This is a genomic window from bacterium (assembly GCA_037143175.1).
GTDB lineage: Bacteria > Verrucomicrobiota > Kiritimatiellia > CAIKKV01 > CAITUY01 > JAABPW01.
The window spans coordinates 85,874-108,159 of sequence record JBAWZF010000003.1 but is presented as its reverse complement, the minus strand read 5'-3'; the positions used below and the strand labels follow the sequence as shown (position 1 = coordinate 108,159).

At 50.3% G+C, this 22,286-nt stretch carries 25 protein-coding genes, 1 tRNA gene and 1 pseudogene; 9 read left to right on the top strand and 18 right to left on the bottom strand.

Annotated elements, in window-relative coordinates; all coding sequences use genetic code 11:
• Positions 1 to 76 precede the first annotated feature (76 nt).
• Positions 77 to 1,072: an NrpR regulatory domain-containing protein gene (locus WCI03_02260; protein ID MEI8138672.1), complete on the top strand. Its 996-nt coding sequence runs from the start codon at positions 77 to 79 to the stop codon at positions 1,070 to 1,072.
• A 13-nt stretch (positions 1,073 to 1,085) separates the two neighbouring features.
• Here the strand turns inward: WCI03_02260 and WCI03_02255 are convergent, their stop codons facing one another.
• The 3 genes from WCI03_02255 to WCI03_02245 are packed head-to-tail and all read right to left on the bottom strand — an operon-like array spanning position 1,086 to position 2,382.
• A complete protein-coding gene (locus tag WCI03_02255) occupies positions 1,086 to 1,439 on the bottom strand; it encodes a YajD family HNH nuclease (protein ID MEI8138671.1) in 354 nt (117 codons plus the stop codon).
• Positions 1,439 to 2,191, bottom strand: a complete 753-nt coding sequence (locus tag WCI03_02250) for an acyltransferase (protein MEI8138670.1) — start codon at positions 2,189 to 2,191, stop codon at positions 1,439 to 1,441. The genes WCI03_02255 and WCI03_02250 overlap by 1 nt, the downstream gene beginning before the upstream one ends.
• Positions 2,192 to 2,223: 32 nt before the next feature.
• Positions 2,224 to 2,382, bottom strand: a complete 159-nt coding sequence (locus tag WCI03_02245) for a hypothetical protein (GenBank protein ID MEI8138669.1) — start codon at positions 2,380 to 2,382, stop codon at positions 2,224 to 2,226.
• Positions 2,383 to 2,445: 63 nt separating this feature from the next.
• Here WCI03_02245 and WCI03_02240 point away from each other — a divergent pair, with 63 nt between their 5' ends.
• Positions 2,446 to 3,324 (top strand): hypothetical protein, encoded by an 879-nt coding sequence (locus tag WCI03_02240; protein ID MEI8138668.1) that lies wholly within the window; start codon positions 2,446 to 2,448, stop codon positions 3,322 to 3,324.
• Positions 3,325 to 3,364: 40 nt separating this feature from the next.
• Here WCI03_02240 and WCI03_02235 read toward each other — a convergent pair whose 3' ends face one another.
• The 6 genes and pseudogenes from WCI03_02235 to WCI03_02210 all read right to left on the bottom strand — a co-directional run bounded on the left by WCI03_02235 (position 3,365) and on the right by WCI03_02210 (position 9,703).
• Positions 3,365 to 5,419: a DNA topoisomerase IV subunit A gene (locus WCI03_02235; GenBank protein MEI8138667.1), complete on the bottom strand. Its 2,055-nt coding sequence runs from the start codon at positions 5,417 to 5,419 to the stop codon at positions 3,365 to 3,367.
• Complete coding sequence (locus WCI03_02230; GenBank protein MEI8138666.1) at positions 5,416 to 7,233, bottom strand: toprim domain-containing protein; 1,818 nt, start codon at positions 7,231 to 7,233, stop codon at positions 5,416 to 5,418. The genes WCI03_02235 and WCI03_02230 overlap by 4 nt, the downstream gene beginning before the upstream one ends.
• Positions 7,234 to 7,287: 54 nt before the next feature.
• Positions 7,288 to 8,289 (bottom strand): tRNA-dihydrouridine synthase family protein, encoded by a 1,002-nt coding sequence (locus tag WCI03_02225; protein MEI8138665.1) that lies wholly within the window; start codon positions 8,287 to 8,289, stop codon positions 7,288 to 7,290.
• Positions 8,290 to 8,387: 98 nt separating this feature from the next.
• A pseudogene (gene rnhA / locus WCI03_02220) lies at positions 8,388 to 8,879 on the bottom strand (ribonuclease HI).
• Between the two features lie 150 nt (positions 8,880 to 9,029).
• Positions 9,030 to 9,446 (bottom strand): response regulator, encoded by a 417-nt coding sequence (locus WCI03_02215; GenBank protein ID MEI8138664.1) that lies wholly within the window; start codon positions 9,444 to 9,446, stop codon positions 9,030 to 9,032.
• 125 nt (positions 9,447 to 9,571) lie between these two features.
• Complete coding sequence (locus tag WCI03_02210) at positions 9,572 to 9,703, bottom strand: DUF433 domain-containing protein (GenBank protein MEI8138663.1); 132 nt, start codon at positions 9,701 to 9,703, stop codon at positions 9,572 to 9,574.
• 127 nt (positions 9,704 to 9,830) lie between these two features.
• Between WCI03_02210 and WCI03_02205 the strand changes: the two genes are divergently transcribed.
• The 3 genes from WCI03_02205 (at position 9,831) to WCI03_02195 (ending at position 11,241) form a co-directional block, all read left to right on the top strand.
• Positions 9,831 to 9,962, top strand: coding sequence for a hypothetical protein (locus tag WCI03_02205; GenBank protein ID MEI8138662.1), 132 nt, complete (start codon positions 9,831 to 9,833; stop codon positions 9,960 to 9,962).
• A 569-nt stretch (positions 9,963 to 10,531) separates the two neighbouring features.
• Positions 10,532 to 10,783, top strand: coding sequence for a ribbon-helix-helix domain-containing protein (locus WCI03_02200; protein MEI8138661.1), 252 nt, complete (start codon positions 10,532 to 10,534; stop codon positions 10,781 to 10,783).
• Positions 10,780 to 11,241 carry a putative toxin-antitoxin system toxin component, PIN family gene (locus tag WCI03_02195; GenBank protein ID MEI8138660.1) on the top strand — a complete coding sequence of 154 codons (462 nt, stop codon included), beginning with the start codon at positions 10,780 to 10,782 and terminating at the stop codon, positions 11,239 to 11,241. Before WCI03_02200 ends, WCI03_02195 begins: the two co-directional genes overlap by 4 nt.
• Before the next feature lie 676 nt (positions 11,242 to 11,917).
• Here WCI03_02195 and WCI03_02190 read toward each other — a convergent pair.
• The 3 genes from WCI03_02190 to WCI03_02180 all read right to left on the bottom strand — a co-directional run bounded on the left by WCI03_02190 (position 11,918) and on the right by WCI03_02180 (position 13,530).
• Positions 11,918 to 12,307: a response regulator gene (locus WCI03_02190; GenBank protein ID MEI8138659.1), complete on the bottom strand. Its 390-nt coding sequence runs from the start codon at positions 12,305 to 12,307 to the stop codon at positions 11,918 to 11,920.
• Between the two features lie 23 nt (positions 12,308 to 12,330).
• Positions 12,331 to 12,726, bottom strand: a complete 396-nt coding sequence (locus tag WCI03_02185) for a hypothetical protein (protein ID MEI8138658.1) — start codon at positions 12,724 to 12,726, stop codon at positions 12,331 to 12,333.
• A gap of 672 nt (positions 12,727 to 13,398) precedes the next feature.
• Positions 13,399 to 13,530 carry a hypothetical protein gene (locus WCI03_02180; GenBank protein ID MEI8138657.1) on the bottom strand — a complete coding sequence of 44 codons (132 nt, stop codon included), beginning with the start codon at positions 13,528 to 13,530 and terminating at the stop codon, positions 13,399 to 13,401.
• A 352-nt stretch (positions 13,531 to 13,882) separates the two neighbouring features.
• On the opposite strand from WCI03_02180, the gene WCI03_02175 reads away from it, so the two are divergent.
• On the top strand, positions 13,883 to 14,203 hold the full coding sequence (locus WCI03_02175) for a helix-turn-helix transcriptional regulator (GenBank protein MEI8138656.1): 321 nt from the start codon (positions 13,883 to 13,885) through the stop codon (positions 14,201 to 14,203).
• A 25-nt stretch (positions 14,204 to 14,228) separates the two neighbouring features.
• Here the strand turns inward: WCI03_02175 and WCI03_02170 are convergent, their stop codons facing one another.
• Together WCI03_02170 and WCI03_02165 are read right to left on the bottom strand one after the other, a co-directional pair.
• Positions 14,229 to 14,462, bottom strand: coding sequence for a helix-turn-helix transcriptional regulator (locus WCI03_02170; GenBank protein MEI8138655.1), 234 nt, complete (start codon positions 14,460 to 14,462; stop codon positions 14,229 to 14,231).
• 53 nt (positions 14,463 to 14,515) lie between these two features.
• A complete protein-coding gene (locus WCI03_02165) occupies positions 14,516 to 14,737 on the bottom strand; it encodes a helix-turn-helix transcriptional regulator (protein MEI8138654.1) in 222 nt (73 codons plus the stop codon).
• 290 nt (positions 14,738 to 15,027) lie between these two features.
• Here WCI03_02165 and WCI03_02160 point away from each other — a divergent pair, with 290 nt between their 5' ends.
• Positions 15,028 to 15,195 (top strand): hypothetical protein, encoded by a 168-nt coding sequence (locus WCI03_02160; GenBank protein ID MEI8138653.1) that lies wholly within the window; start codon positions 15,028 to 15,030, stop codon positions 15,193 to 15,195.
• 332 nt (positions 15,196 to 15,527) lie between these two features.
• Here the strand turns inward: WCI03_02160 and WCI03_02155 are convergent.
• Positions 15,528 to 15,601: transfer RNA gene (locus tag WCI03_02155), tRNA-Gln, on the bottom strand.
• Between the two features lie 235 nt (positions 15,602 to 15,836).
• Here WCI03_02155 and WCI03_02150 point away from each other — a divergent pair.
• Together WCI03_02150 and WCI03_02145 are read left to right on the top strand one after the other, a co-directional pair.
• Positions 15,837 to 16,649, top strand: a complete 813-nt coding sequence (locus WCI03_02150; GenBank protein ID MEI8138652.1) for an AAA family ATPase — start codon at positions 15,837 to 15,839, stop codon at positions 16,647 to 16,649.
• A gap of 62 nt (positions 16,650 to 16,711) precedes the next feature.
• Entirely contained in the window at positions 16,712 to 19,663 is a 2,952-nt protein-coding gene (locus WCI03_02145; GenBank protein MEI8138651.1) for an ATP-binding protein, read from the top strand.
• On the opposite strand, the gene WCI03_02140 is transcribed toward WCI03_02145, so the two are convergent.
• Genes WCI03_02140 through pgsA form a run of 3 tightly spaced genes read right to left on the bottom strand, consistent with a single transcriptional unit; the run spans position 19,608 to position 22,275 of the window.
• On the bottom strand, positions 19,608 to 21,164 hold the full coding sequence (locus WCI03_02140) for a D-aminoacylase (protein MEI8138650.1): 1,557 nt from the start codon (positions 21,162 to 21,164) through the stop codon (positions 19,608 to 19,610). The genes WCI03_02145 and WCI03_02140 overlap by 56 nt on opposite strands.
• The gene (locus tag WCI03_02135) at positions 21,146 to 21,661 is read right to left on the bottom strand and encodes a hypothetical protein (protein MEI8138649.1); all 516 of its coding nucleotides are present in this window, start codon (positions 21,659 to 21,661) and stop codon (positions 21,146 to 21,148) included. The genes WCI03_02140 and WCI03_02135 overlap by 19 nt, the downstream gene beginning before the upstream one ends.
• Complete coding sequence (gene pgsA / locus WCI03_02130) at positions 21,661 to 22,275, bottom strand: CDP-diacylglycerol--glycerol-3-phosphate 3-phosphatidyltransferase (GenBank protein ID MEI8138648.1); 615 nt, start codon at positions 22,273 to 22,275, stop codon at positions 21,661 to 21,663. Before pgsA ends, WCI03_02135 begins: the two co-directional genes overlap by 1 nt.
• Between the last annotated feature and the right edge of the window lie 11 nt (positions 22,276 to 22,286).

The following is a 22,286-nucleotide window of genomic DNA, read 5'->3' as shown; positions in this document are numbered from 1 at the left end:
AGTGATTCGTATCTTGCAATTCAAACGGCCCTTTTGCCGTATTATTATCAGAAGCGAGTGAGAAAAGGACGACGCGATGACGAAAAAAGAAAAGACCCGCTTGGCAATCCTGAAGATTTTGAACGATACCTCTCATCCGATTGGGGCGGCAAAAATTCAGGGAGCCCTTTTGTCCTCCGGCCTGGAGGTTCAACCTAGAACTATCCGTTTCCATCTCCTCGCCCTGGATGCATCGGGCCTCACAACCCAGGTGAGCCGTCGGACAGGGCGGCTAATTACTGACAAGGGGCGCGAAGAGTTGTCGCGCGCCAATATTGTCAACAAAGTCGGAGTTGTCGCATCCCGAGTAGACAATCTCTCCTACAGGATGTCATTTCGCCCCTCTTTGAAAGCCGGAACGGTAGTGATCAACATTTCGCTAATTCAACCGGAACATCTTTCCCGCGCCCTGAATGAGATGAAACTGGCCTTCCGTCACAACTTCGCCATCAGTCCCCGCATCATTATTGCCCAGCCAGGCGAGCCCATTGCCGGCACAATCGCTCCCAAAAACTACATTTCTATCGGAACCGTTTGCAGTGTAACGGTGAGCGGGGCCCTTTTGCACGAAGGGATCCCGGTTAAGGCACGGTTCAGCGGCTTAATCGAAGTTAAGAACCGGATTCCAATCCGATTCGTTGAACTTATCGAATACGGCGGTACCACACTTGATCCTCTGGAGATTTTCATCCAGGCCAACATGACTCGCGTCCGGGACGTGATCCTTACCGGTAATGGCATCCTTTGTGCCGGATTTCGTGAAATCCCCACTGCCGCATTGGATGATGTGAAAGAAATCGCACGTAAAATGCGCAACATGGGGCTGGGAGGGATTGTGGAACTGGGGCAGCCCAATCAGGCAGTACTGGGCGTCCCTGTCTCTGAAGGGCATGCGGGGCTCATTGTCTACGGAGGTTTAAACCCCATCGCACTCCTGCGCGAATCAGGCATCCCCGTTGTTATCAAATCCATGGCCGGGCTTGAAAATTTTTGCGCCCTCAAGACGATTGAAGAGTATCAACGCAAAAAGTAGACGTGGTATCCCTCTACTTGATGAGCTTGTCCAGCCCCTCAAAGGGATTGACAATGGGCGACGGCTTCATGGTTGACACTGTCGAAGGTCCATCCCCCATGGAACGTAGGCTATCCGGAGCATGTTCATCGTCATGACAGTAAATACAGAGCAGCTCCCAGTTACTCCCATTGGGCGGATTATTGTCATGATTGAAATCTTTGTGATGAACCGTCAGTTCGCGCATCCGTTTACCTTCAAATTCACGGCCGCAACGACCACAAACATGCGGAAATAGTTTCAGCGCGCGCATCCTATACCCCGCCTGCCGGGCCTCCATCTCACGCTTCAATTCATTGTGTAACTGAACATGTCTCTCCGATTTCATTACACCCCCCCGCTATCACGAGCTCGCAAAACTCTGGCTGGCAGTCCTACCGCCACCACTTTTTCTGGCAGACTTTCCGTCACCACGGCACCCGCGCCCACAATCGTTCCTTCCCCAATATTGCACCCATCCTGAACAATCACCCCAGCGCCGATCCACGCCTCAGAAGCGATAAAGATTCCCTTGGCCGTCCGCTTCTGGTCCATCACAGAGGTGTCGGATCGCGAAAAATCGTGCCCCCCTCCCACAATATAACTATAGGCCGCAACCAAAACCTTGCGCCCAATCTCAACCCTGTCGGACGAGGCAATATCGCAGTTAAAACCAATATTCACATCGTCACCAAGAATAATATCGCCATTCTTGCAGTGCAGGATGGTATTACGCCCGATAAATACGCCCGACCCGATCACAATCCCTGCGTTGGTGTCACCCTTTGCATCAAGCAGGCAGTTATCATCAATCACCACGTTATCTCCAATAATAATCTTTTTAGGGTGCCGTAAAACAATATTCGCCCCAAAAACCACGTTCCGCCCGCATTTCTTAAGTAGCCGCGGATAAAGCGCTTTGCGCAATACCAGCCCCAAAGCACCGGGAATCGTAGAGCATAAGAGAATGATGACTTCATACTTCATCAACGTTAACCAGCTCCCCCGCCCAATAACCAGTGCCAGATACTTCTGCATCGGCGACAAACTGCTTTTCACCAACTGCTGCTGGATATCCAAGATTTCATGTTGTTCTGACATAGGCGGAATAATGGCAACCAGCCCGCGCGCCGTCAAGATTCGATGCCCTTCCCCCGGCACCCCGCAACGATGCGGCTCAGGCAAGCTTCGCCATCCAACATAATGGTCTTTACCTTGCTTTTGGAGGGCGAACCTTGCGTGAGCCGCGTGGGCAGAGTGTCAAATACGAACTCAAGCATCGACACTGCCATGAAATCAGTCTATATACAGATTTATATTAGAGGACATTTCCAATCAAACTACTGTCACAATTCATGCTGGGAATCGCCTGGGCGTCATGCTGGCCTTCCGCAGTCCAGTCTGCCCGGGATAACAACCCCATCCCCATCCTGCTGGGCGCCTTCTTCATAATGCTGCCGGATACGCTGGATCATTGGGTTTCACAGTATCTTCGCAAACCCGGCATCCATATCGTCCCCCCACCTGAAGCACCAGAACCTCACATGATTGCCGCCGCTCTCGCTCATGCAGTTTCGCAATCACACCACACCGGCAGGCATCTCCGGTTTGTATGTTATCCGATCCCCGTTGGCACGGATCAATGGACGCCTTATACGATCCATTTTGACAGTGCCAACCAATCCATATCCGTCCTGATTGCCGGATCCATCCCTGACAACGCAACAGAACCTGTTTCCACGGGCTTTATCCCAGACCACACTACCAAAATCTTCATTCATGCCTATCCTGTCGTATTTCAAACGGAACCTATAACCAATGGCAGGGTTTCCATTAAGATCATGCCCTGGCAGCAACAGTGGACCCACAGTCTCATAACAGCTCTTGCCATTAGTGCCCTCACCACAACCGTCTTGGGGTGGACTGCCGGCATCATCGCTGGTGGCGCCTATACTTGGCATATTTTTACGGATCAATGGGGATTCACTGGCAGCGCACTATTCTGGCCATTCAACCAGAAACGATATTCGGGACTACAATGGATAAAACCCCATCAAAGCCAAACAGTAAATTGCTCAATGTTGTGGCTTGCCATTCTTCTGATCAGTGGGAATATCATGGACGCTACCTCACCAGCGATTGAAGGCCTATCCCTCCTTCAACTTCTCCTCTTCGGCGGCGCCATTCCGCTTGTTATACTGAGGCGCTTCCGCTTGCATCGGGTTAACTTATGAGCCTATTGACCGGCAAATCCCTGGCCATCGTAACTTCATCTCACCCGAAACTCATGTACTGACCCTTGGGCCCCGTCAGCGCATCATCCCACTTCTTCGGCTTTGTGGCACCAATGGTCGCAATCTTTTTGGAGGACATCAACGCGGCCTTGCCATCTCTTCCTGCAACGGGGAGCGAGGCCGTTTCAAATTCCTGCTGACGGATTGCTGTCGTTTCAGGCACATCGTATTGAACGTAGAGGACGGGAACCTCCTGGTCAGAAAAGAAAAGAATATGCGCTCCTCGCGGGATGCAACGGTATTCCCGGTTTGTCACAAGGGTGCTGGCAAACCGCTTGATGCGGGTGAAGCCGTCTTCGTTGTAGACCACCGTGAGTATCCGCTCCCGATCGAGAATGGCGCTGTGTATCAGCCCGGTATCCACAAACAACTTATCGGGTGGCGGCACAGCCTTATACCGGCCATCTTTCCACACCAATAACAACTTATCGAGCGAGGAACACTCAAACAGCACTGCACCAACAATCTTATAGCCCAGATAGCCTTTGGCCTTATCCATATTAATGGTCAATTCTGAGGCCGTCAGTTCACGAACCTCGACCGCTTGGAATCGCTTCATCTGGGTCCGTCGAGGAAAGTGTGAACCATATTTTTTCTGGAGCTGCCGCAAATAACGCACGGCATACCCCACCAGATTTGCCATATTCTCCCGTGACTCAGCCAACTCCGTACGTATCGACTCCATCTCCTGCTGATTCTTGGCTACGTCAAACAGGGATATGCGCCGGATCGGAATGCCTAACAACAGTTCAATATCACCATGCGTGATTTCACGCTGTAACTGAGACAGAAACGGAACCAGCCCGGTTCTCACCACGTGCTCCACTTCCTCATGGCTTTGACATGACTCAATGGGCGTATAAACCCGATTTTGAACAAAAATCTGGATCAGCGTCTTGCGGTGCAACTCCTCCGTCAACCTTTTCTGCTGCACCTTCAGCCGGCGCTTGAGCAACTCCAGCAACCGATCCGTGTTGTACTGGAGTACTTGCTCCACGTCCATTTCGGTGGGCCGACCACCACAGATAACCATAATGCGACTGGCCACCTGGACTTCACACTGGGTAAATGCATAGAGGGTCTCAACGGCCCGAGCAGCCTCCTCTTCAGGCTGCAACTGGATTTCTACCTCAACCGCGCCCGCCGTATAATCACTGATACTGCGCAGCTTGACCTTCCCCTTACGGGCGGCCTCTTCAATGGAGGCTATCAGGGAGTCGGTGTTGGTCCCAAACGGAACCGAGCGCACCACAAGGGTTTGGGCATCGCGAATTTCAATGGTCGCCCTGACACGGACATACCCCTTGCCCTTGTCATAACCGGACACATCCATCAAGCCGCCCTGCAGAAAATCCGGATATACCTCAAAGGACCGCTTCTGTAGAATCGCCACCTGAGCTTCCAGGAGTTCGTTGAAGTTGTGCGTTAGAATACGTGTGGATAACCCCACGGCAATCCCTTCCGCACCCAGAAGCAGCAGCAAGGGAATTCGGGCTGGCAACGTCACCGGCTCTTCTTTGCGCCCATCGTAGGAAGGAATGTAGTCCGTCAAATCGGCGTCAAAAATCTCATCCCGGGCAAGCGCGGTCAGGCGACACTCAATATAGCGGGAGGCGGCTGCCGGATCACCGGTATACATATTCCCGAAATTTCCCTGCCCCTCAATTAAATACAGCTTGTTGGCCAGCGTCACCAATGCGTCTGCGATCGAGGCGTCCCCGTGGGGATGAAATTGCATGGTATACCCGACTATGTTGGCTACCTTGATGAACTTCCCGTCATCGTTTTCGATCAACGAATGCAGAATACGCCGCTGAACTGGCTTTAACCCATCTTCGATATCAGGAATGGCGCGATCCCTGATGACATAGGAGGCATAATTCAAAAAGTTTTCGTTAATCAGCCGCTTGAGGGGCCCATCTTCGACGGCAGTAATATCACGAATGACGGTACGGCCTTTTGTCTCGCCCAGTGTCCCGGATGGGACTGGCGCCACTATCTCCTCATCACCAAATAATTCCTGTTGATCACTCACGGAGTTGCCTCCACTACCAGGTTGTCCATGATATATTGCCGGCGCTCAGGAGTGTTCCGCCCCATATAGAAACTCAGAATCGCGGGAATACTATGCCGGTTTTCCACCAGGACCGGTGTCAGCCGCATGTCGGGACCGATAAACTGCTTGAACTCACCGGGAGAGATCTCACCTAAACCCTTGAACCGGGTCACCTCCGCTCCACGCCCGATGTCTTTCACCATCGTGTCGCGCTCCTGTTCGGAATAGCAGTACACCGTACGCTTGGCATTGCGCACCCGGAACAAAGGCGTCTCCAAGATATAGACATGACAGCCATGCACGATCGGCTCAAAGAATCGCAGGAAAAACGTCAAAAGCAGGTTACGGATATGAAGCCCATCGACATCAGCATCAGTTGCCAGAATCACCTTGTTGTAACGGATTCGTTCGGGCGACTCCTCAACATCCAAACTGCGCATGAGGTTGTAGAGTTCTTCGTTTTTATACATCACATCACGATTCAGCTCACAGGTATTGAGCGGCTTCCCTCGCAGGGTAAACACCGCCTGATTGGATACATCCCGACAACTCGTGATCGATCCCGCCGCCGATTGTCCCTCGGTAATGAACAACATTGTCCCTTCACCGGCCCCGGTACTCTTGTCGAAATGAATCTTACAATCCTTCAGCTGGGGAACACGGATGGAGGTGGCGCGGGAACGCTCGCGCGCCATCTTCTTGATGGACTGCAGTTCTTTGCGCAACTTGACCGTCTCTTCAATCTTCAGGATCGCCTTTTCGGCAGACTTCGGATCGCGATGCAGCAAATCCACCACAACATCACGAACCTGCTGAACCAGATCGCTCCGGATTTCAGTATTGCCCAGTTTGTTTTTGGTCTGCGACTCGAAAACCGGATCCTTCAGACGGATAGCCATTGTGCCAGCCATCCCCTCACGAACATCATCCCCCTCAAACTTGCCTTTGGAATATTCATTAAACGCTTTAACCAGCCCCTCCCGGAAGGCACTCAAATGCGTGCCGCCATCACTGGTGTATTGTCCGTTCACAAACGACAGGAAGACTTCCTCAAACCGGTTGGTGTGCGTAAAGGCCAACTCCAAAGTTTTAGAACGATAATGCAAAATGGGATAAAGGGCCTCATCCCCCACTTCCGCCTCCACAAGATCCTTAAGCCCTTCCTTTGAGACGAAAACTGACCCGTTCAATTCGATCTTCAGTCGGGCATTCAGATAGGTATAGAGTTGGATCCGGCGCTTAAGATGTTCAGGAAGGAATACTACCTTGCCGAAAATTTCCGGATCCGGCTCGAAGACCACCAGCGTACCATCCGGTTCATCCGTCTTCCCTTTGGATTCATTTATCATCTTCCCACGCTTGAATTCAGCGGAAGCGAACTCCCCGCCACGATGACTGCACACCCTGAACGCCACAGAAAGCGCGTTGACCGCCTTGGTGCCAACTCCATTCAAGCCCACACTGAATTGAAAAACATCGTCATTGTACTTGGCCCCGGTATTGATCCGCGACACACAATCCACCACTTTCCCAAGCGGAATGCCGCGCCCGTAATCCCGGACTGTTACCCGGGCCCCCTCCACGGCCACCACCACACGCTCCCCATAACCCATGATGAATTCATCAATCGCATTATCCATCACTTCCTTGACCAGCACGTAAATACCGTCATCATAATGGGATCCATCCCCCACGCGGCCAATATACATGCCGGTCCGCTTGCGGATATGATCCAGCGAAGAGAGCGTTTTGATCTTGCTCTCATCATAGTTATGTTTTTTGACAGCACTCATAAGTGGAAGGCCGCGCATTGTACCGATTTGGGCTAGGAATAAAGTAAAAAAATGTCAGCAAGATAGACTCTGCCTGAAGGACCATTCCACCGCCGCCAGATAACTCGCGGGATTACTGCCCCGAATACGGGAATAGATCCCCTTTGGATCCAAAAATACCTGCGATAAATATTCCCATTGCTCCAGCATTTTATCGAATCTGTGTTGCGGACCACTTACCCACTGACTATAGCCTTCGAACAATAGGCCATGAAACTTGATAAGCTTCTCGCGACGGACATCAGACGACGGCAAGGGGGCTCCCTTCATCTGAATAGGCAGAAATGGATTTCTTAACGCGCCTCTCCCAATCATCCAGGCCTTTGTCCCGGGAAGTTTTCGCCCCAGTTCAAGAAGCCCTTCCACACTGGTAATATCCCCATTGTAAATAAACGGATGCCGACACAGGGCCAGCGCGCGTCCGGCCCGCGCAAGATCCACTTCTCCGTCGTACATCTGATCAGCCGTTCGTGCATGCAGGATCACATCAGCCAGAGGATACCGGTTCAGTACCTCCAGAATGGCCTCAAATTCGTCCGGATCGTGATACCCCAATCGCAGTTTAACAGAAAGCCGTACGGACGCTTCATTCATGACTTCATTCAGAATGGCCTCTATACGCTTCGCGTCAGGGAGCAAACCGGCCCCACGCCCACGCCCTACTACAGTCGGATAGGGACACCCCAGATTCCAATTCACCTCTTCATGACCTGCCGCGCCTAACTCCCGTATCGCTGCGGAGAAGGTTTGGGGATGATTCGTCAGAACCTGAGGAATCGTGCGCAATGCGTTATTATTCTCCACGGCCACTTGCTGAAGTTCAGCTGGACGAAGAGGGTGTCCCTGACGAAGTTGCAGAAAAGGGGCCAAAGCACCATCAAGGCCTCCAAAACATGTGGCAAAAGCATTTCGATAGACAACATCTGTCACACCACGGATCGGAGCGAGGAGCAAAATAGTGGGCAGCGGACAGTTGCCAGTAAGTAGTGGGCAGTTGGCAGCGGGCAGTAAACTCATAACATAACCAATTGCTCTTCAGATTTACTGTTTACGGGCAACTGCCCTCTGCTTACTACTCCCTGCTCTCTGCCCACTGGCAACTGCTCCCTGCCCACCGTCTTCAAGCCCTCATATCCCTCATCTGGCGGTAGGATCGATTGCTGTCGTGCTTCAACAGCCAGCTGATCGCACCGTTCATTCTCCGGATGTTCGTTATGACTCTTTACCCACACGAATTGGACCCGATGACTCGAAGCTAAATCGAGTAGACTCCCCCATAAATCCTCATTTTTCGCCCGGTCTCTTGGCCCCCGCATCCACCCTTTTGAACGCCATCGCCTAGCATGCCCCTCATTAAACATGTCCACAAGATAGCGGGAATCACTAAAAATGGTGATACCTAACCCCGACTCCTGTTCCGTGGTTACCGCCTTTAAGCCTTCTATCGCCGCCAGGATTTCCATCCTATTGTTAGTGGTTTTACGAAAACCCCCGGAGAGTTCCCGCCTCTGCCCCCCTTGCACCACAATCGCGCCATACCCACCCTTCCCTGGATTCGGGGAACAGGCACCATCTGTGTAAATTTCAATAAATTTATTGTCCGACATGGGGCAAGTATGACAGCGATCACTGCGTGTGAGGAGAAAAAATCACAACCTGTTAACTTTGTAGTACGTTCCCGTAGTTCCGGATCGTGTCAATCCGTCAAACGTAACGGCATCAGTACCGACGAATGCAAGGAGGATTGGATGGAATGATTAAACAGAAGGGCGTCCAGCAATCTCTTTCTCAACCATCTCAAGCCAGTTATAAAAATCACTAAGATCAAGAGGCTTTGAAAAAAAACGCGCCCCATATTTCGCCATCCGCCTCGAATCCTTTTCAGTGATCGCAGTTCCAGAAACCAAGGCGAGATGACGACAGCGACATCCTTTTTTCACAACGGACTCCAATAAATCCACCCCATTCACCCGGGGCATTATTAGGTCAGTAATAATCAGATCAGGACATTCAGAATCATGCATCTGACAAGGACGCCCACCACGCTTATGCAGAGGAGACTTTGAGGAATCTTCAAAGGCGAGCACCTCATACCCTCTACGCTCCAAAATGTACCGCAAATAGTGCAATACACCAGGATCATCATCAATAACCATGGCTTTCAGAGTTTTCATCCTTATCATCAACCTTACAACATCTTCCCCTCAGGATAGTATGACCAAAGAACTAATGAAAACCTATTGGAACTGGATGAGCAATTGAGGGGTTCTTTTCGATCTATTTCTTAATAATACGCCGATCAGGATGAAGTTCCAATGGCCATTGCGAGGATCTGATCGTCATCCGCCATGACGGGAATTCGGGTTCCTGCCACTGTGGGCTTCCCGTTGCAACGCCTTGGATCGCTCTCGATGAATTGATTGATTGTCATAATGTGCCCTCAAAAGGATTCACTGAAGTGAATATTACATATCCCGTACTCCGATTCAAGACATCTCAGGGCATTACTCATAGTGTAAGGATATCACCAAGTCTGCTATCTCCTCGCAGATTCAGCCGTGATTGACCGTGAGTTTCGTAGTTTGGAGCGTATCAGCGACAACTACCCCAAGAGCGTCATCAGTCTGGACGATGTTTCGCTTGGCGATCGCAATGGGATCACCCATCAACTACTCTGGAATTTGATGTGACAGCATGAAGGCATCACGGGACACCTGCCGCGTAAGTCGTTGGCCAGGCTGATAAGCCGACCACCTTGATGGATATGGCCTGACAAATCAGCTTCTCAGCCATGTCGCGGCATGTCGTCTGCACGGGATTGAGGACTTCATTGCCCGCTCCTTTAATCAAGGGACTGATCCACGAAAACATCTATTGCAAAATTCACGACTGTCGTATTCGCCGGAACGCCGCCGGAGAGAGCCCCAGGGTTGACCGGAATATCTGATTGTCGTCTCCAATGATCCGGTGCCCGGCGCCTTCCATGTCAAAGTGAGGATTGCGAGAAAATGGGCATCGAATACCTCGTCTTGAAACGAATGACACACGAACCTCATATTGAGTTCAAAAAACGCATCCCGCTTGCGCTCGTCTATTGTCAACTCTGCTCCAAAAGATAGGTGAGGAGACCGTATTGGGCAGCTGCTGCACCTTCTAGGGTCGGATTCGGATGAGTCATGAGTCACACCCATAGTGTATGACTCATTATTGACAATATACAATGATTGTATGTACTCTGCTGTCAGAAAGTGAGGCAAGAATGCAAACAACCACGGTAAATATTTCCTTTCAGGGGAGTCTGTTGTCCGAGATTGACCGGCTCGCGCAGGCCGAATCAAGGTCTAGATCTGAACTGCTAAGGGAAGCGGCCCGGCTGTACATCGACCGTAAGCGGCGTTGGGATAAGCTTTTTGCCTACGGCAAAAGCGTTGTCGCGCGAGGACAACTCACAGAGGCGGATGTCGATGCAGAGATTCACACCCATCGGCAGCAAAAGGCCTCAACACGATGAAACGGGACAGGGTTGTTCTGGACACCAATGTCCTGATATCCGCAGTCCTTTTCAATGGTCCCCCTCGTGCAATTCTTGAACTTGTCATCGGCGGTTCGGTTTATTGCTCTCTGTCCTTGGCCATTTTGGACGAACTCCGTGACGTTCTTGAACGACCCAAGTTCCGATTTTCTCCGGAACAAGCATTTCAGATTATTGAGGAATTGCATGCAGTCTGTGACATTGTCAATCCGGCCGTTCGGGTTAATGTTGTCACCGCAGATCCTAACGACAACATCATCTTGGAGTGTGCCTTGGAATCAAAGGCCGACATTATCGTTTCAGGGGATCGACATCTGTTGGATGTATCAGCGTTCAAGGGAATTCAGATTGTTTCTCCATCCGACTATATAAAGACGATCAAGGAACACATGACTGTGCCAACCAGAAAATCCAAGGTACGATTGCGCCTCCCGTGATTTTCGCTGTTATTCACCCATTGACAGGTTCTGACACGATTCAGCTTTTGGGGCAGACTTAGGGCAGAACGGTTATGTTGTAAGTACTTGGATCTGAATGAAGACTGACGGGAAACCCTTATAAATAAAGGGTATGAGTGAAACTGATTAGGTGGTTGCCGGACTAGGATTCGAAACCATTAATTATATATATTTAAGTGCTAGCGGATAGTGCTGACTTATAGCATAAACGCCCATAAGTTCCTTATAAATCAGGCTTTTTCATTTGGGCTTCAAGGCGTTGTGTCTATTTAGATAATTTCTTATTACGGACAAATCGCAATGCCGTGCACTCGTAATCAATGTCAGCCAAACCGCTTAAAGGTGACCGGACACCTTTAAGAAAATTGCGGGAATTATCATTCATCCTGCCTACAGACCCTCTTGTCAGACCTGCACAACTTGTCTACTAACGCCCCTATGAAGGACGTAACATACAAAATAATTAAGGCTACTTTTGACGGGGATGAAACCATGCAGAAGGATTCCGCTTGATGCTTACGAGAAATTCACAGCTTCGCATTGACCTGCCATAAAACCGCCCATTATTAATCAGTTTAGGAAGGCATGTCTCAGGAAGGGACTGATTGGTCAAATACCCCCCTACCCTACGGACAGTCAGTAAAAATAAGCGGAATCAAGCGAGAAGTCGATCTGCCCCCATCATCCATGCATTAAACTCATTGAAGTTGAGGGGTTTTGTAAAAAAGCTTATTCCATAATTGGCCATTCGATCCAAATCCGCACGATCCAGTCCTTTGCCGGAGATCAGGGCTAATTTTTTGCACCTACACCCCTTTTTGCAAATCGCCTCAATAAACTTCAACCCGTTCACTTTGGGCATATCAACATCTGAAATAATAATGTCGGGGCAATTGTCTTCAAGGGTGCAGGAGCCTAACGCCGATGCATACACAGGACATTCAAGCGGATTACTGTAGGTTAAGACTTCATGCCCTTTGCGTTGAAGAATCTTACTCAACATTGTTAATACTGTTGGATCATCATCTACTAAAACAATTTTCATAATCTTGCTTTTTTAATTAGCCATCAATGTGCGTGACTGGCCTGATTTGGATGCTTACAAAACGACTCAGCGGCGGAAATATCCACGAAAACCCTGATCCCAGCATGCGTTGCCGCCCTGACATGAGCAGCGAAAATCTCAGCGTAAAAAAGGGTGGATCGCATGGCTACGATGGCGATATGGTTTTTAAGCAGGGAGTGGAACGTCTCCAATGCCTTGGCGATATCTATTACCTCCGCCTTATCCCCACGTTCATAGGTGGCATCCCGCAGGTCAATAAGAGCCGTTGAGCCGGAATGACGGTGGGGATCGGACATGACACGTTTGATCACCATCTTGCATTCCTTTTGGGTGATCTTGCCACTGACGACAATCCTCACATGCTCACCCGATTTTAATATTTTGTATGCAAAAGACATCAGACCTCCTTGAATCAAGGAGAGCCATTAAATGGAATATTTGGAACTTACGCCATCAGGGGGACACTGAAAACAGGGTCGGGAAATTCCTGATAGCGGAATTTTAACGATCAACGCCTTTGCCCTACCCTTGTTAGGATGGCTGGTCAACGGTCGCCCAAGGGTAATTGTAAAATCAACGGGAGGTGGCAGGGATGCTTTGTCTATAACTTGCGGAGGAACAGCTAACTTCATCTATCACAGGGGGTCTGTGATATCGGGGGAGACCCGCCACCTCTCTCATTGACTAAGACAGATTAATATATGCCCCAATTTTTCACAAGTTAGGATTGTGTAAGGGAATGACGGCGGCAAATGAAGCGTCAGGAAAAAAGTTGATTCGCTGTGGTGTTCAATACGGAAGCCAGCCTCGTCACCTGATAGCAATTCAATGAACGGATTACGGCTACTGTCAAAACTAACCCTAACACACCCTTTACCGCTTAGGAGACGGAGTTTTAAACATGATGACAGCTCCGGTTGCAATAAAGCAAATACTGAGAACGAATCCGAATTTTGACAATTTTGTAAATATTAGCTGCGTCAATACCATGAACAATATTCCAAAGCCAATCAGTAATCCTGAAACAGCTTTTCTGCCATATTCTTTAGCCCATTGCTCTTGTCCACTCATTAGTAATGCTTCAAATAGGTGGGACAAGAGAGCGGATTTTCATAGGTTAAGACATCATAACCTCTCCGGTAAAACATTCCACTCAACGTAAACAGAACCAGTGGATCATCATCAATTGTTATAACCTTCATAGTCCTCGTCGATCCCTCGTGTTTTCAATCATAAAAATCAACGGGAGGTGGTGGGATGCTCTCACTATAGCTTGCGGAGGAATAGCCAAGACATCACCAAAGGGGGGTTCGGTATCATTGCTGACCTCACCACCTCACTCGTTGACTTGGACAGAATAGTATAAACCGCAATTTGCGGCTATCAGGAAATCCCTGATTTACCGTGAAATTATAATGTCGGTGATAATAACCATTTTGTGATGCGGAAATTGAGAGGAATTTGGACGATTGCGTGGGTTACCGCACAATGGTATAATAATAAACGCATTTAAGAAAAAGTTTGCGATTTGTTCAAAGGGGGGGGGCAGAGCATATGACTGAATCAATCCATAGTCCTGAATATAGACACGTTCTTGCGAAGCTTATTGACATGCGGACAGAGGCCGGAATGACGCAACGTGATCTCGCCAAAGTACTGGAACGGGAGAATTCGTTTGTCTGGCGGATTGAAACAGGCAAGCGACGACTGGATGTGGTTGAGTTTTACTGGGTGTGTAAGGCTCTTGGGAAGAATGCGGCGGTTGTATATCGGGGGATAATCCAAGAGATCACCGCAATGACAAGTCCCGTATCAGTGAGCCAGAAGAAGGTGAAATCTGGCGTATCCCGTAAGAATCTCCGCAGGAAACAGTAATCCGCATCAGCCAAGATTTCTTTGACTACTTCCTGCTGACCTCAATACATGACTCAATCACCTCACAGGGCTTTGCATTCAGGGCTAAGGCGATTTTCGTAAACTGAATGATATCCAGCCTCTGCCCAGCCTCGTATCGTCCGACAAATGATTTGTGATGACCTGACAGTTTCGCCAGTTCAGCCTTTGAAAGTCCCGCCTGCTCTCTTTTCTGCTTGAGCCATTCACCGATCTTCTTGTGGGCTTTTATATTGTTCACGATGTATTTACCTCTCTTAAAATTAAATTTAGATCGAAACGTCTGAAGGTCTGTCAGGAATGAAGCTGATGGACAGTGGTATTCAATATAGAGGCCAGCACCGTTACTTGATAGTAATTCAAGGAACGTTTTCCAGCCTCAATTTCAGCAACTCCCGCAGTGCTGATGTCAATCCCAGCATCCTTGAGCCGTTTGGCAAGTTCCTGCTGGGATAGGTATGGAGTTACCCTTGCTCTGGCTTCCGCTATTTTTCCCCCGACTGTATTTGTAGACATATACCCCTTTTGACCGCAAAAAAGAGGCAGAAAGTTAGAGAAACATGGTATATACGTCAAGCCAAATTGTTTCTATCGGGAGAAACCTGATGCGGAGTTCAGGGTTTTCGCTGTATGCATTTGCAGAATTAACTCTAAAATCAGCCTCAACAGACAGGCCAGCGGGATTGAATCGGGATGGGAATAAGTACGAATGAAGACCATAAAAGCCATTGTAATTGACGATGATCCTACTGTGTTGATCTATTTGCGATGTATTTTGCAACGCAGGAATTATGAGGTTCACATCTATGAAGACCCTGTTGAGTGCCCCCTGTATAAGAGTCACGGGTGTTTCAATTCTTTACATTGCTGATCGGTTCAAGGCCTTGAGCAGTCACTATCTTTATGAGCCTTGTTTTGCACGACCCGGTGAAGGCCACGACCAGGGAGGGGTAGAAGGGCGAGGCAACACCTGACTCCGGTGGTGGCAGGGAAGGATCTGGTGCCAATCCAGTCATTTGATCCACGGCTTGCTCAACCGGTGTGCGTCAGTCGGAGTGCTACGGTCACGGTGATGGGAGCGGTTTATTCAACGCCAACGACCTGGGCTCGATTGGATGCGATGGCGTATATCGGAGTGGAGGACATCCGTTTCGTTTGCCGCGGAGAAGAACACAGTCATCCAATACTCTTACGTCAACACCAGTCAATCCGGGTCATTTTGAGGCATACCGAATGCTTAAAGGTGTCCGGAAGGGTCTTAAAGGTGACCGGTGGCTTGTAAAAACATTGAAAATAAAGGGAATATTGGTTGCCGGACTAGGATTCGAACCTAGACAAGCAGAGTCAGAGTCTGCTGTGCTACCATTACACAATCCGGCAGGAAAAAAGATATGGCTCAAACGCCATTTGCTGTGTGCAGGATGCTAAAACGCCTTGGGGCGCGTCAAGCTTGTTCTTCAACCAGTGTTTCTCTCCTTTTCTCTTCCCTCAGGTCGTTCCTGATATAAAAATCGGGGTTCCCCTGCTTGTTGCTTTTCAAAATCAGTCTCTGCTAAAAGACTCTGGCTATTTCCCTCTTGTATATGGCAGTCTTAGTTAACCCTAAGGTTGCTCCATGTATCTTGAATACTATAAATTGAAGGAACCGCCGTTTAATATCACGCCGGATCCACACTATTTGTTTATGTCCCGGCAACACCGCGAGGCCTACAACCACGTCATGTATGGGATCCGCGGACGTAAGGGCTTTATCCAACTTACAGGTGAGGTTGGTTCCGGAAAAACCACTCTCTGCCGCGCCGTCCTCGCGGAACTCGGCCAGAATGTCCAAACCGCCCTCATTCTCAACCCCTGTCTCACTGAAACCCAACTCATCCGGGCGATCCTTCAGGATTTCGGCTTGAAGACTGCCGGTAAGGACATGTTAAAGTTGATCGAAACCCTCAATACCTTCCTGCTGAAAAAAATGGAAGCCAAGGAAAATGTGGCGCTCCTGATTGATGAGTCTCAGATCCTTTCGTCTAAACTGCTGGAGCAAATCCGACTGCTCTCAAATCTGGAAACAACCCACCAGAAATTGATCCAGATTGTACTCATCGGTCAGCCGGAATTGGGGGATAAGCTTAATGATCCGGCCCTCCGTCAGCTTCGGCAGCGTATCACCGTGCGCTATCACCTCGGTCCCCTGGACGAGGCCGAGATCGGTAGTTATATTGCCCACCGGCTATCAACCGCCGGGGGAGATGGTCGATTATTTTTCGATACCAAGGCCCTCCATCTCGTTTATCGTTACTCTGAGGGAATCCCCCGCCTGATCAATGCCGTCTGCGATAATGCCCTGCTCGCAGGCTATGTTGCAGGCGCTTGGTGCATTGACAGGAACTGCCTGAAACGAGCCATTGGTCAGCTTGAAGGATCTCACAAATAGCTTTGTAGCTCCCGCCTGTATTCTGCTATTATCGTCTTCGCTGGGTTACTTACACCGAATTCATGAAGAAATTAGTGACAATATTCTTGTTTTGCCTGGCGTCGGCGATCCATGTTCCGGGCGCTATCCCGGTCAAGGTTGGCATCTGTATTCAACCCCCTATGGCCTTCGTGGAAAAACCGGGCCAAGCCCCGCAGGGTTTTTTTATCGATATCCTCAATGACATTGCCCAACGGAATGACTGGACCCTTTCCTATGCGGTGGATTCCCGCGCCAACCTCCTCACCAAACTTGCACGCCAGGAAATCGACCTTCTATTGCCTGTCTCTGGCAATACGGCGGAAAACCTCGACTATTCCACCAGTTTTATCGCCTCTTATGCCTCTCTCTATGTTCCTCAGAATGCCCTGCTCCCCTCGTACCAGGACTTGCAGGGAAAAACGATTGCACTGGTGCAAGAGGATGTCTATTCCCGCACTTTCCTCGACTTTCTCAAAACGACAAGCATCCGCTTTGAATTGATTGCCATGCATTCCTACGACGAAGTCTTTGCCGCCGTTGCCGCCGGACGAGTCGACGTGGGTCTTGCCGATCACCTTTTCGGAGATCTCAACTGTCAGCAGCATGATCTCGCCCCCACCCCCACCGCCTCCGCACCCGCTGATTTCCGGTGCGCGGTATATCGCGACCGTAATTGGCCACTACGCCAGACTATAGACAAGGCCCTTATCGTTCTTAAAAACACCCCCGATTCCCTCTATTTTAAATCGTTGGAGAAATGGACTGGCTATCACCGGCCCCGCTCCTACACAGCCCTCACCGGGTTACTGATCCTCGGTCTGCTTCTTTCAGGCGCAGTATTGTTTCCACTTTTTTACTTGATCAAAAAGTCCTCAGAAAATCAGATCGGAAAGCTCACTGCGGCCAACCGGCAATTGTTGAGAGGTACTGAAGACCTGATCCATAGTGAGGCCACCGCCAATGACCTGAAACAATGGTATCAAATACTTCTCAATCACACTCCCGATATGATCCTCGTACACGGAGTTGACCCAAAGGGAGCCGCTGGAAAGTTTATTGATGTCAATGCCACTGCCTGCGCACGACTTGGTTACTCCCGGCAGGAATTGCTGGCGCTTACCCCGAAACAGATCGAAATCAACCCTGACAACGACTCCACGCCCCGCTACGCAAAACTTCTGTCCACATGGCGTAACGCGCGCCTTCCGGACGCTATGGATGAGATCAAACTATCGGAAACGCTAACGGTGGAATCATCCTATCGCACAAAAACAGGCGCAGAATTTCCCGTGGAATCTTTGATTTGTATTCTTGAACATAACGGTAAACCAGTCATCTATTATGCCATTCATGATATCACCAGCCGAAAAAAAGCCCGGCAGGCCTTACAGGAAAGAGAGCGTCGCTTTTCGGACTTCTTTGCCCGCGCCCCTATTGGGATTGCTCTCTTCGATCCTATGCAAATTATGACTGACGTTAACCAGGCGGCCCTGGCCATGTTTGGCTTCAGCGAACGCTCCCATTTTGCTGAAGCTAAATTATTTAATCTGAATGACCTTGAAGAACAAAATCTTCAAACTTTAATGAAGGGTGGAACCATTCGATACGAGACTGCTCTGGACTTTGACCTTCTCCGCAATGAAAAACGATATGCGTCTGCTCGAGCCGGAAAGTGCAGTTTCGATATCCTCATCACAAATCTCGGTCTGGATGATGATTTCAATCCCAAGGGTTTCATGTTCCAAATTCAGGATATTACCGATCGTCGCCGTGCCGAGGATGCCCTTCGACAAAACGAGAAAGTTTTGCGCCAAGCGCAAAAGATGGAGGCCATCGGCACCCTTGCCGGAGGTATCGCCCACGACTTCAACAATATCCTGACGCCCATTATCGGTTACACCGAGATGGCCATGATGACACTCCCCCCCACTGATCCAATCCAGAACAACCTCGAGGAAGTTCTCAAGGCCAGTAATCGTGCCAAAGAATTGGTTAAACAGATCCTGACCTTTAGCCGGCAAACCGAGCATGAGGTTAAACCCATCCGACTGATTCCTCTGGTAAAGGAAGTCTCTCAACTGCTTCGGGGCTCCATCCTCTCCAACATCGAGCTGCTTCTCAATGTCCAAACTGAGCGGGATATCGTTAAGGCTGATCCCACCCAAATGCACCAGGTAATCATGAATCTGTGCACCAACGCCATTCATGCCATGAAAGATAAAGGCGGCGTTCTGGAAATCAGTATTAAACAACTGCTCGTGGATGGTCGTACCCACGGCCCACTGGCCCGATTACGCTTCGGAACTTATGTCGAAATCACCGTCCGTGACAGTGGCCATGGAATGGATCGCGCAGTTCTGGAGCGTATCTTTGAACCTTTCTTTACAACCAAACGAAGTGGCGAAGGGACAGGAATGGGATTGGCCGTGGTCCACGGGATTATCTCGTCTCTTCAGGGCGCCATCACCGTTGAAAGTGAAATCGGGAAAGGCACCACTTTCCATGTTGTGCTCCCCCTGCTCGAACAAGCGACGGATCAGTCTGATGTTAAAACCCCTGGAATTCCCCGGGGCACAGAACGTATTCTGTTCGTCGACGATGAGTTGGGAATTACCACCATGGCCTCCCAGATGCTCACTTCATTGGGTTACAAAGTGGTGACCTCCATGCGGCCATATGATGCGCTCACTTTTTTCAGAGAGGATCCGAGCCGCTTTGACCTCATTATTACAGATCAGATTATGCCGGGACTCACCGGCATGGATTTGATTCACGAGATCCACTCCATCCGTTCCGATATCCCGTCGCTCATCTGCACGGGATTCAGCCGGAATGTGGATGACCGAGACCTCCTTCAGGCGGGTGTCCAGGAAGTATTGATGAAGCCACTGGTTCTCCGCCAACTCGCCGAAGCCATTCGCCGGGCACTGGAGTCTGCTACAGCCAAGAACCCGGACGAGCCCCTGTCAACTGTCCCTCCGTCAACACCGTAACCCCGTTCACCACAAGATGTGTAATGCCGCTGGAGAAGCGGTGAGGATCGCTGTAGGTGGCACAGTCCCGGAGTGTGTTGGGATCCAACACTGTCACATCGGCCATATAGCCCTCCCGGAGTTCACCCCGCGCCGATAACATGAAATGTTTGGCCGCCAGCGATGTCATTTTTCGCACCGCCTCCGGCAATGACACAGTCTTACCATCCAATGCTGCCCGGAGGAATTTTGGGAAACTGCCATACGCGCGCGGATGCGGGTAATCATGACTCAGTGGGCCATAAGGCGCTCGCAGCGAGGCATCCGACCCAATCATCACCCAGGGTTGTTCCAGGATTCGCCACAGATTGTCCTCGCTCATTCCCTGAAAAAAGGCACTCGTCATCAGGCGATCCGTCTCAATTAAATGCAAGGCCGCATCCACGGGTTCCATCTTCAACAGTTCCGCCACTTCAGCCAGTGGCCGTCCCCGATACTGGATATTTGCTTCCGAGGTCGATCCGATGGTGATGCTGCCCCAGGATCGTTCAGACCGCCCATCCAGTAGTTCTGCCCTCAGGCGTGCCCTTATTTCCGGATTTTTGAGTCGGGCCATTTCCACCTCACGGCCTCCCTCGGTGGCCCAATCTGGAAAAATAACGTCAAGTTCCGTACAGGAAGAAATATAGGGATAGCGATCAGCCGCAACCGCAACACCTTCACGCCGCGCAGATTCTATTGTCTCCAACGCGGCGTCCAGCAAATGCCAGTTCCCTTGCCCGGAAGTCTTGAGATGCGACACCTGAACCCTTACCCCGGTTTTCCGCCCCACTCCAATCGTTTCGTTCAGGGCCGCGATCAGCTGACTGCTTTCACTCCGCATATGCGAAGTATAGATGCCCCCCTTGCGTTGAACCACTTTGGCCAGCCTGAGAATTTCCTCACTCGCGGCATACATTCCCGGCGGGTAAATCAACCCGGAGCTCAGGCCTCGTCCCCCTTCTTCGAGACTCTGCTCCAGCAACCGCTCCATCTCGGTACACTCCTCACCGGTGGCCACTCGTCCCTCATATCCCATAACCGAGGCACGCAACACATTATGTCCAACCAGCGGCACAACATTCAGTACAGGTTTGACCGCTGCCAATACCTGCCGATACTCAGCCATCGTCTTCCATTGGCCGGGATAGGTGTGAAGCTGCCAGTCGGAAGCCAGATGCGCCGCCCCCAGACAGGGAGCCGCGGAAGCCCCACAATTGCCCACGATCTCGGTGGTGACGCCTTGATATACTTTACTGGGTGCCGTCGGCTCTATCAGCAGATAGGCGTCAGAATGAGAATGGGTGTCAATAAACCCGGGGCAAACCATCTGGCCTTCGGCCTGAATACTCGCGAGGGACTCCGCCTTCTGAAGGTCTCCGATAGCCGTGATTCGTTCACCCGTTATGCCGATATCCGCCCGACGCGCTGGCGCCCCGGTTCCATCAAAAATCAATCCGCCAATTATGGTGAGGTCGAACATTTTGATCCTGTCAGCAACGCCATGATGTCTTTCTGAACGGCATCAAGAGCGGTCAACTTCAACTGGGGATCAGTGATGGCAAATGTTTCTCCCGACTTCTTGTGTTCGTAGATCACCACACGTATTCCATTTTCGAGGTTTTGGATCTCACGCTCAACTAGCACACGCTGACGCTCCAACATCACCGCTAAAATATAGATCACGCTGGTTTGCCCAGCATCGCCCCCCTCTATCAACTCGCGCAGTAGAGACTCGGCCGTTTCTTTTTTGATCCGATGGTCAGGCTCCGTCGGGGGCATTTTAAAATATCCCTTCCACGAGCTGTAGCGAGGCTGGGCGGCGGCCTCCACCCCCCAGCATTTCTCGCAATAATCGCCTCGACTATAATCGTGTTCCTGGAAAATAAGGCGGGTGTGATAGGGCTGACCATCAATAAAACTTACTTGACACGCCGAACAGGCGGTCGCACGTGATTTGATATTCCAGTCTTGTGCCATTACGTATGCTCCATATAAAGATCACGCCCATCCCAGAGATAGATGACCCCCGAAATCGCCGTCAACGCCGCCACGGCATGCGACAGAAACATCGCCATATTGGTAAAATAAATATTATATTCGGCGATTAACCGGGCATGTTCGCCCGCCCCGAGAAACATGGGCAGAATTTCTTCCTTCAGCGCCAATCCCAGCATGATGACCACAATGGTGACCGTCTGCCAGATCATCTTATGTTTGCCCCACGGTCCAGCTGGAAGGACCCGCCCTTTCTGGCTCGCCAGCAAACGCAGCCCCGTCACCACAAATTCACGACTGATGATCGTGATGACAATCCAGGCAGGCACAATCTGATTGATGGCCACAAAACTGACAAACGCAGCACATACCAAAATCTTATCGGCCAACGGATCCATCAATTGGCCAAAAATCGTAATCTTCTTGAGTCGGCGCGCCAGCATTCCATCTAACCAATCTGATAGCCCCGCCAGCCCGAAGGTAATCAGTGCAAGTGTCTTCCCATAGGGAAGGCCCGATGTGAGAAAGCCCGCCATGAGAAACGTCAGACCTATGCGCCCAACGGTAATTTTATTCGGAAGGTTCATTTCAGCCATAAGATTAATAA

Bases quoted from the DNA above. Each gene is read 5' to 3' on its own strand.
- WCI03_02260 (MEI8138672.1), top strand. From the start codon at position 77: ATGACGAAAAAAGAAAAGACCCGCTTGGCAATCCTGAAGATTTTGAAC.
- WCI03_02255 (MEI8138671.1), bottom strand. From the start codon at position 1,439: ATGAAATCGGAGAGACATGTTCAGTTACACAATGAATTGAAGCGTGAG.
- WCI03_02250 (MEI8138670.1), bottom strand. From the start codon at position 2,191: ATGTCAGAACAACATGAAATCTTGGATATCCAGCAGCAGTTGGTGAAA.
- WCI03_02245 (MEI8138669.1), bottom strand. From the start codon at position 2,382: ATGGCAGTGTCGATGCTTGAGTTCGTATTTGACACTCTGCCCACGCGG.
- WCI03_02240 (MEI8138668.1), top strand. From the start codon at position 2,446: ATGCTGGGAATCGCCTGGGCGTCATGCTGGCCTTCCGCAGTCCAGTCT.
- WCI03_02230 (MEI8138666.1), bottom strand. From the start codon at position 7,233: ATGAGTGCTGTCAAAAAACATAACTATGATGAGAGCAAGATCAAAACG.
- WCI03_02225 (MEI8138665.1), bottom strand. From the start codon at position 8,289: ATGAGTTTACTGCCCGCTGCCAACTGCCCACTACTTACTGGCAACTGT.
- WCI03_02215 (MEI8138664.1), bottom strand. From the start codon at position 9,446: ATGAAAACTCTGAAAGCCATGGTTATTGATGATGATCCTGGTGTATTG.
- WCI03_02210 (MEI8138663.1), bottom strand. From the start codon at position 9,703: ATGACAATCAATCAATTCATCGAGAGCGATCCAAGGCGTTGCAACGGG.
- WCI03_02200 (MEI8138661.1), top strand. From the start codon at position 10,532: ATGCAAACAACCACGGTAAATATTTCCTTTCAGGGGAGTCTGTTGTCC.
- WCI03_02195 (MEI8138660.1), top strand. From the start codon at position 10,780: ATGAAACGGGACAGGGTTGTTCTGGACACCAATGTCCTGATATCCGCA.
- WCI03_02190 (MEI8138659.1), bottom strand. From the start codon at position 12,307: ATGAAAATTGTTTTAGTAGATGATGATCCAACAGTATTAACAATGTTG.
- WCI03_02185 (MEI8138658.1), bottom strand. From the start codon at position 12,726: ATGTCTTTTGCATACAAAATATTAAAATCGGGTGAGCATGTGAGGATT.
- WCI03_02180 (MEI8138657.1), bottom strand. From the start codon at position 13,530: ATGAAGGTTATAACAATTGATGATGATCCACTGGTTCTGTTTACGTTG.
- WCI03_02175 (MEI8138656.1), top strand. From the start codon at position 13,883: ATGACTGAATCAATCCATAGTCCTGAATATAGACACGTTCTTGCGAAG.
- WCI03_02165 (MEI8138654.1), bottom strand. From the start codon at position 14,737: ATGTCTACAAATACAGTCGGGGGAAAAATAGCGGAAGCCAGAGCAAGG.
- WCI03_02160 (MEI8138653.1), top strand. From the start codon at position 15,028: ATGAAGACCCTGTTGAGTGCCCCCTGTATAAGAGTCACGGGTGTTTCA.
- WCI03_02150 (MEI8138652.1), top strand. From the start codon at position 15,837: ATGTATCTTGAATACTATAAATTGAAGGAACCGCCGTTTAATATCACG.
- WCI03_02145 (MEI8138651.1), top strand. From the start codon at position 16,712: ATGAAGAAATTAGTGACAATATTCTTGTTTTGCCTGGCGTCGGCGATC.
- WCI03_02140 (MEI8138650.1), bottom strand. From the start codon at position 21,164: ATGTTCGACCTCACCATAATTGGCGGATTGATTTTTGATGGAACCGGG.
- WCI03_02135 (MEI8138649.1), bottom strand. From the start codon at position 21,661: ATGGCACAAGACTGGAATATCAAATCACGTGCGACCGCCTGTTCGGCG.
- pgsA (MEI8138648.1), bottom strand. From the start codon at position 22,275: ATGGCTGAAATGAACCTTCCGAATAAAATTACCGTTGGGCGCATAGGT.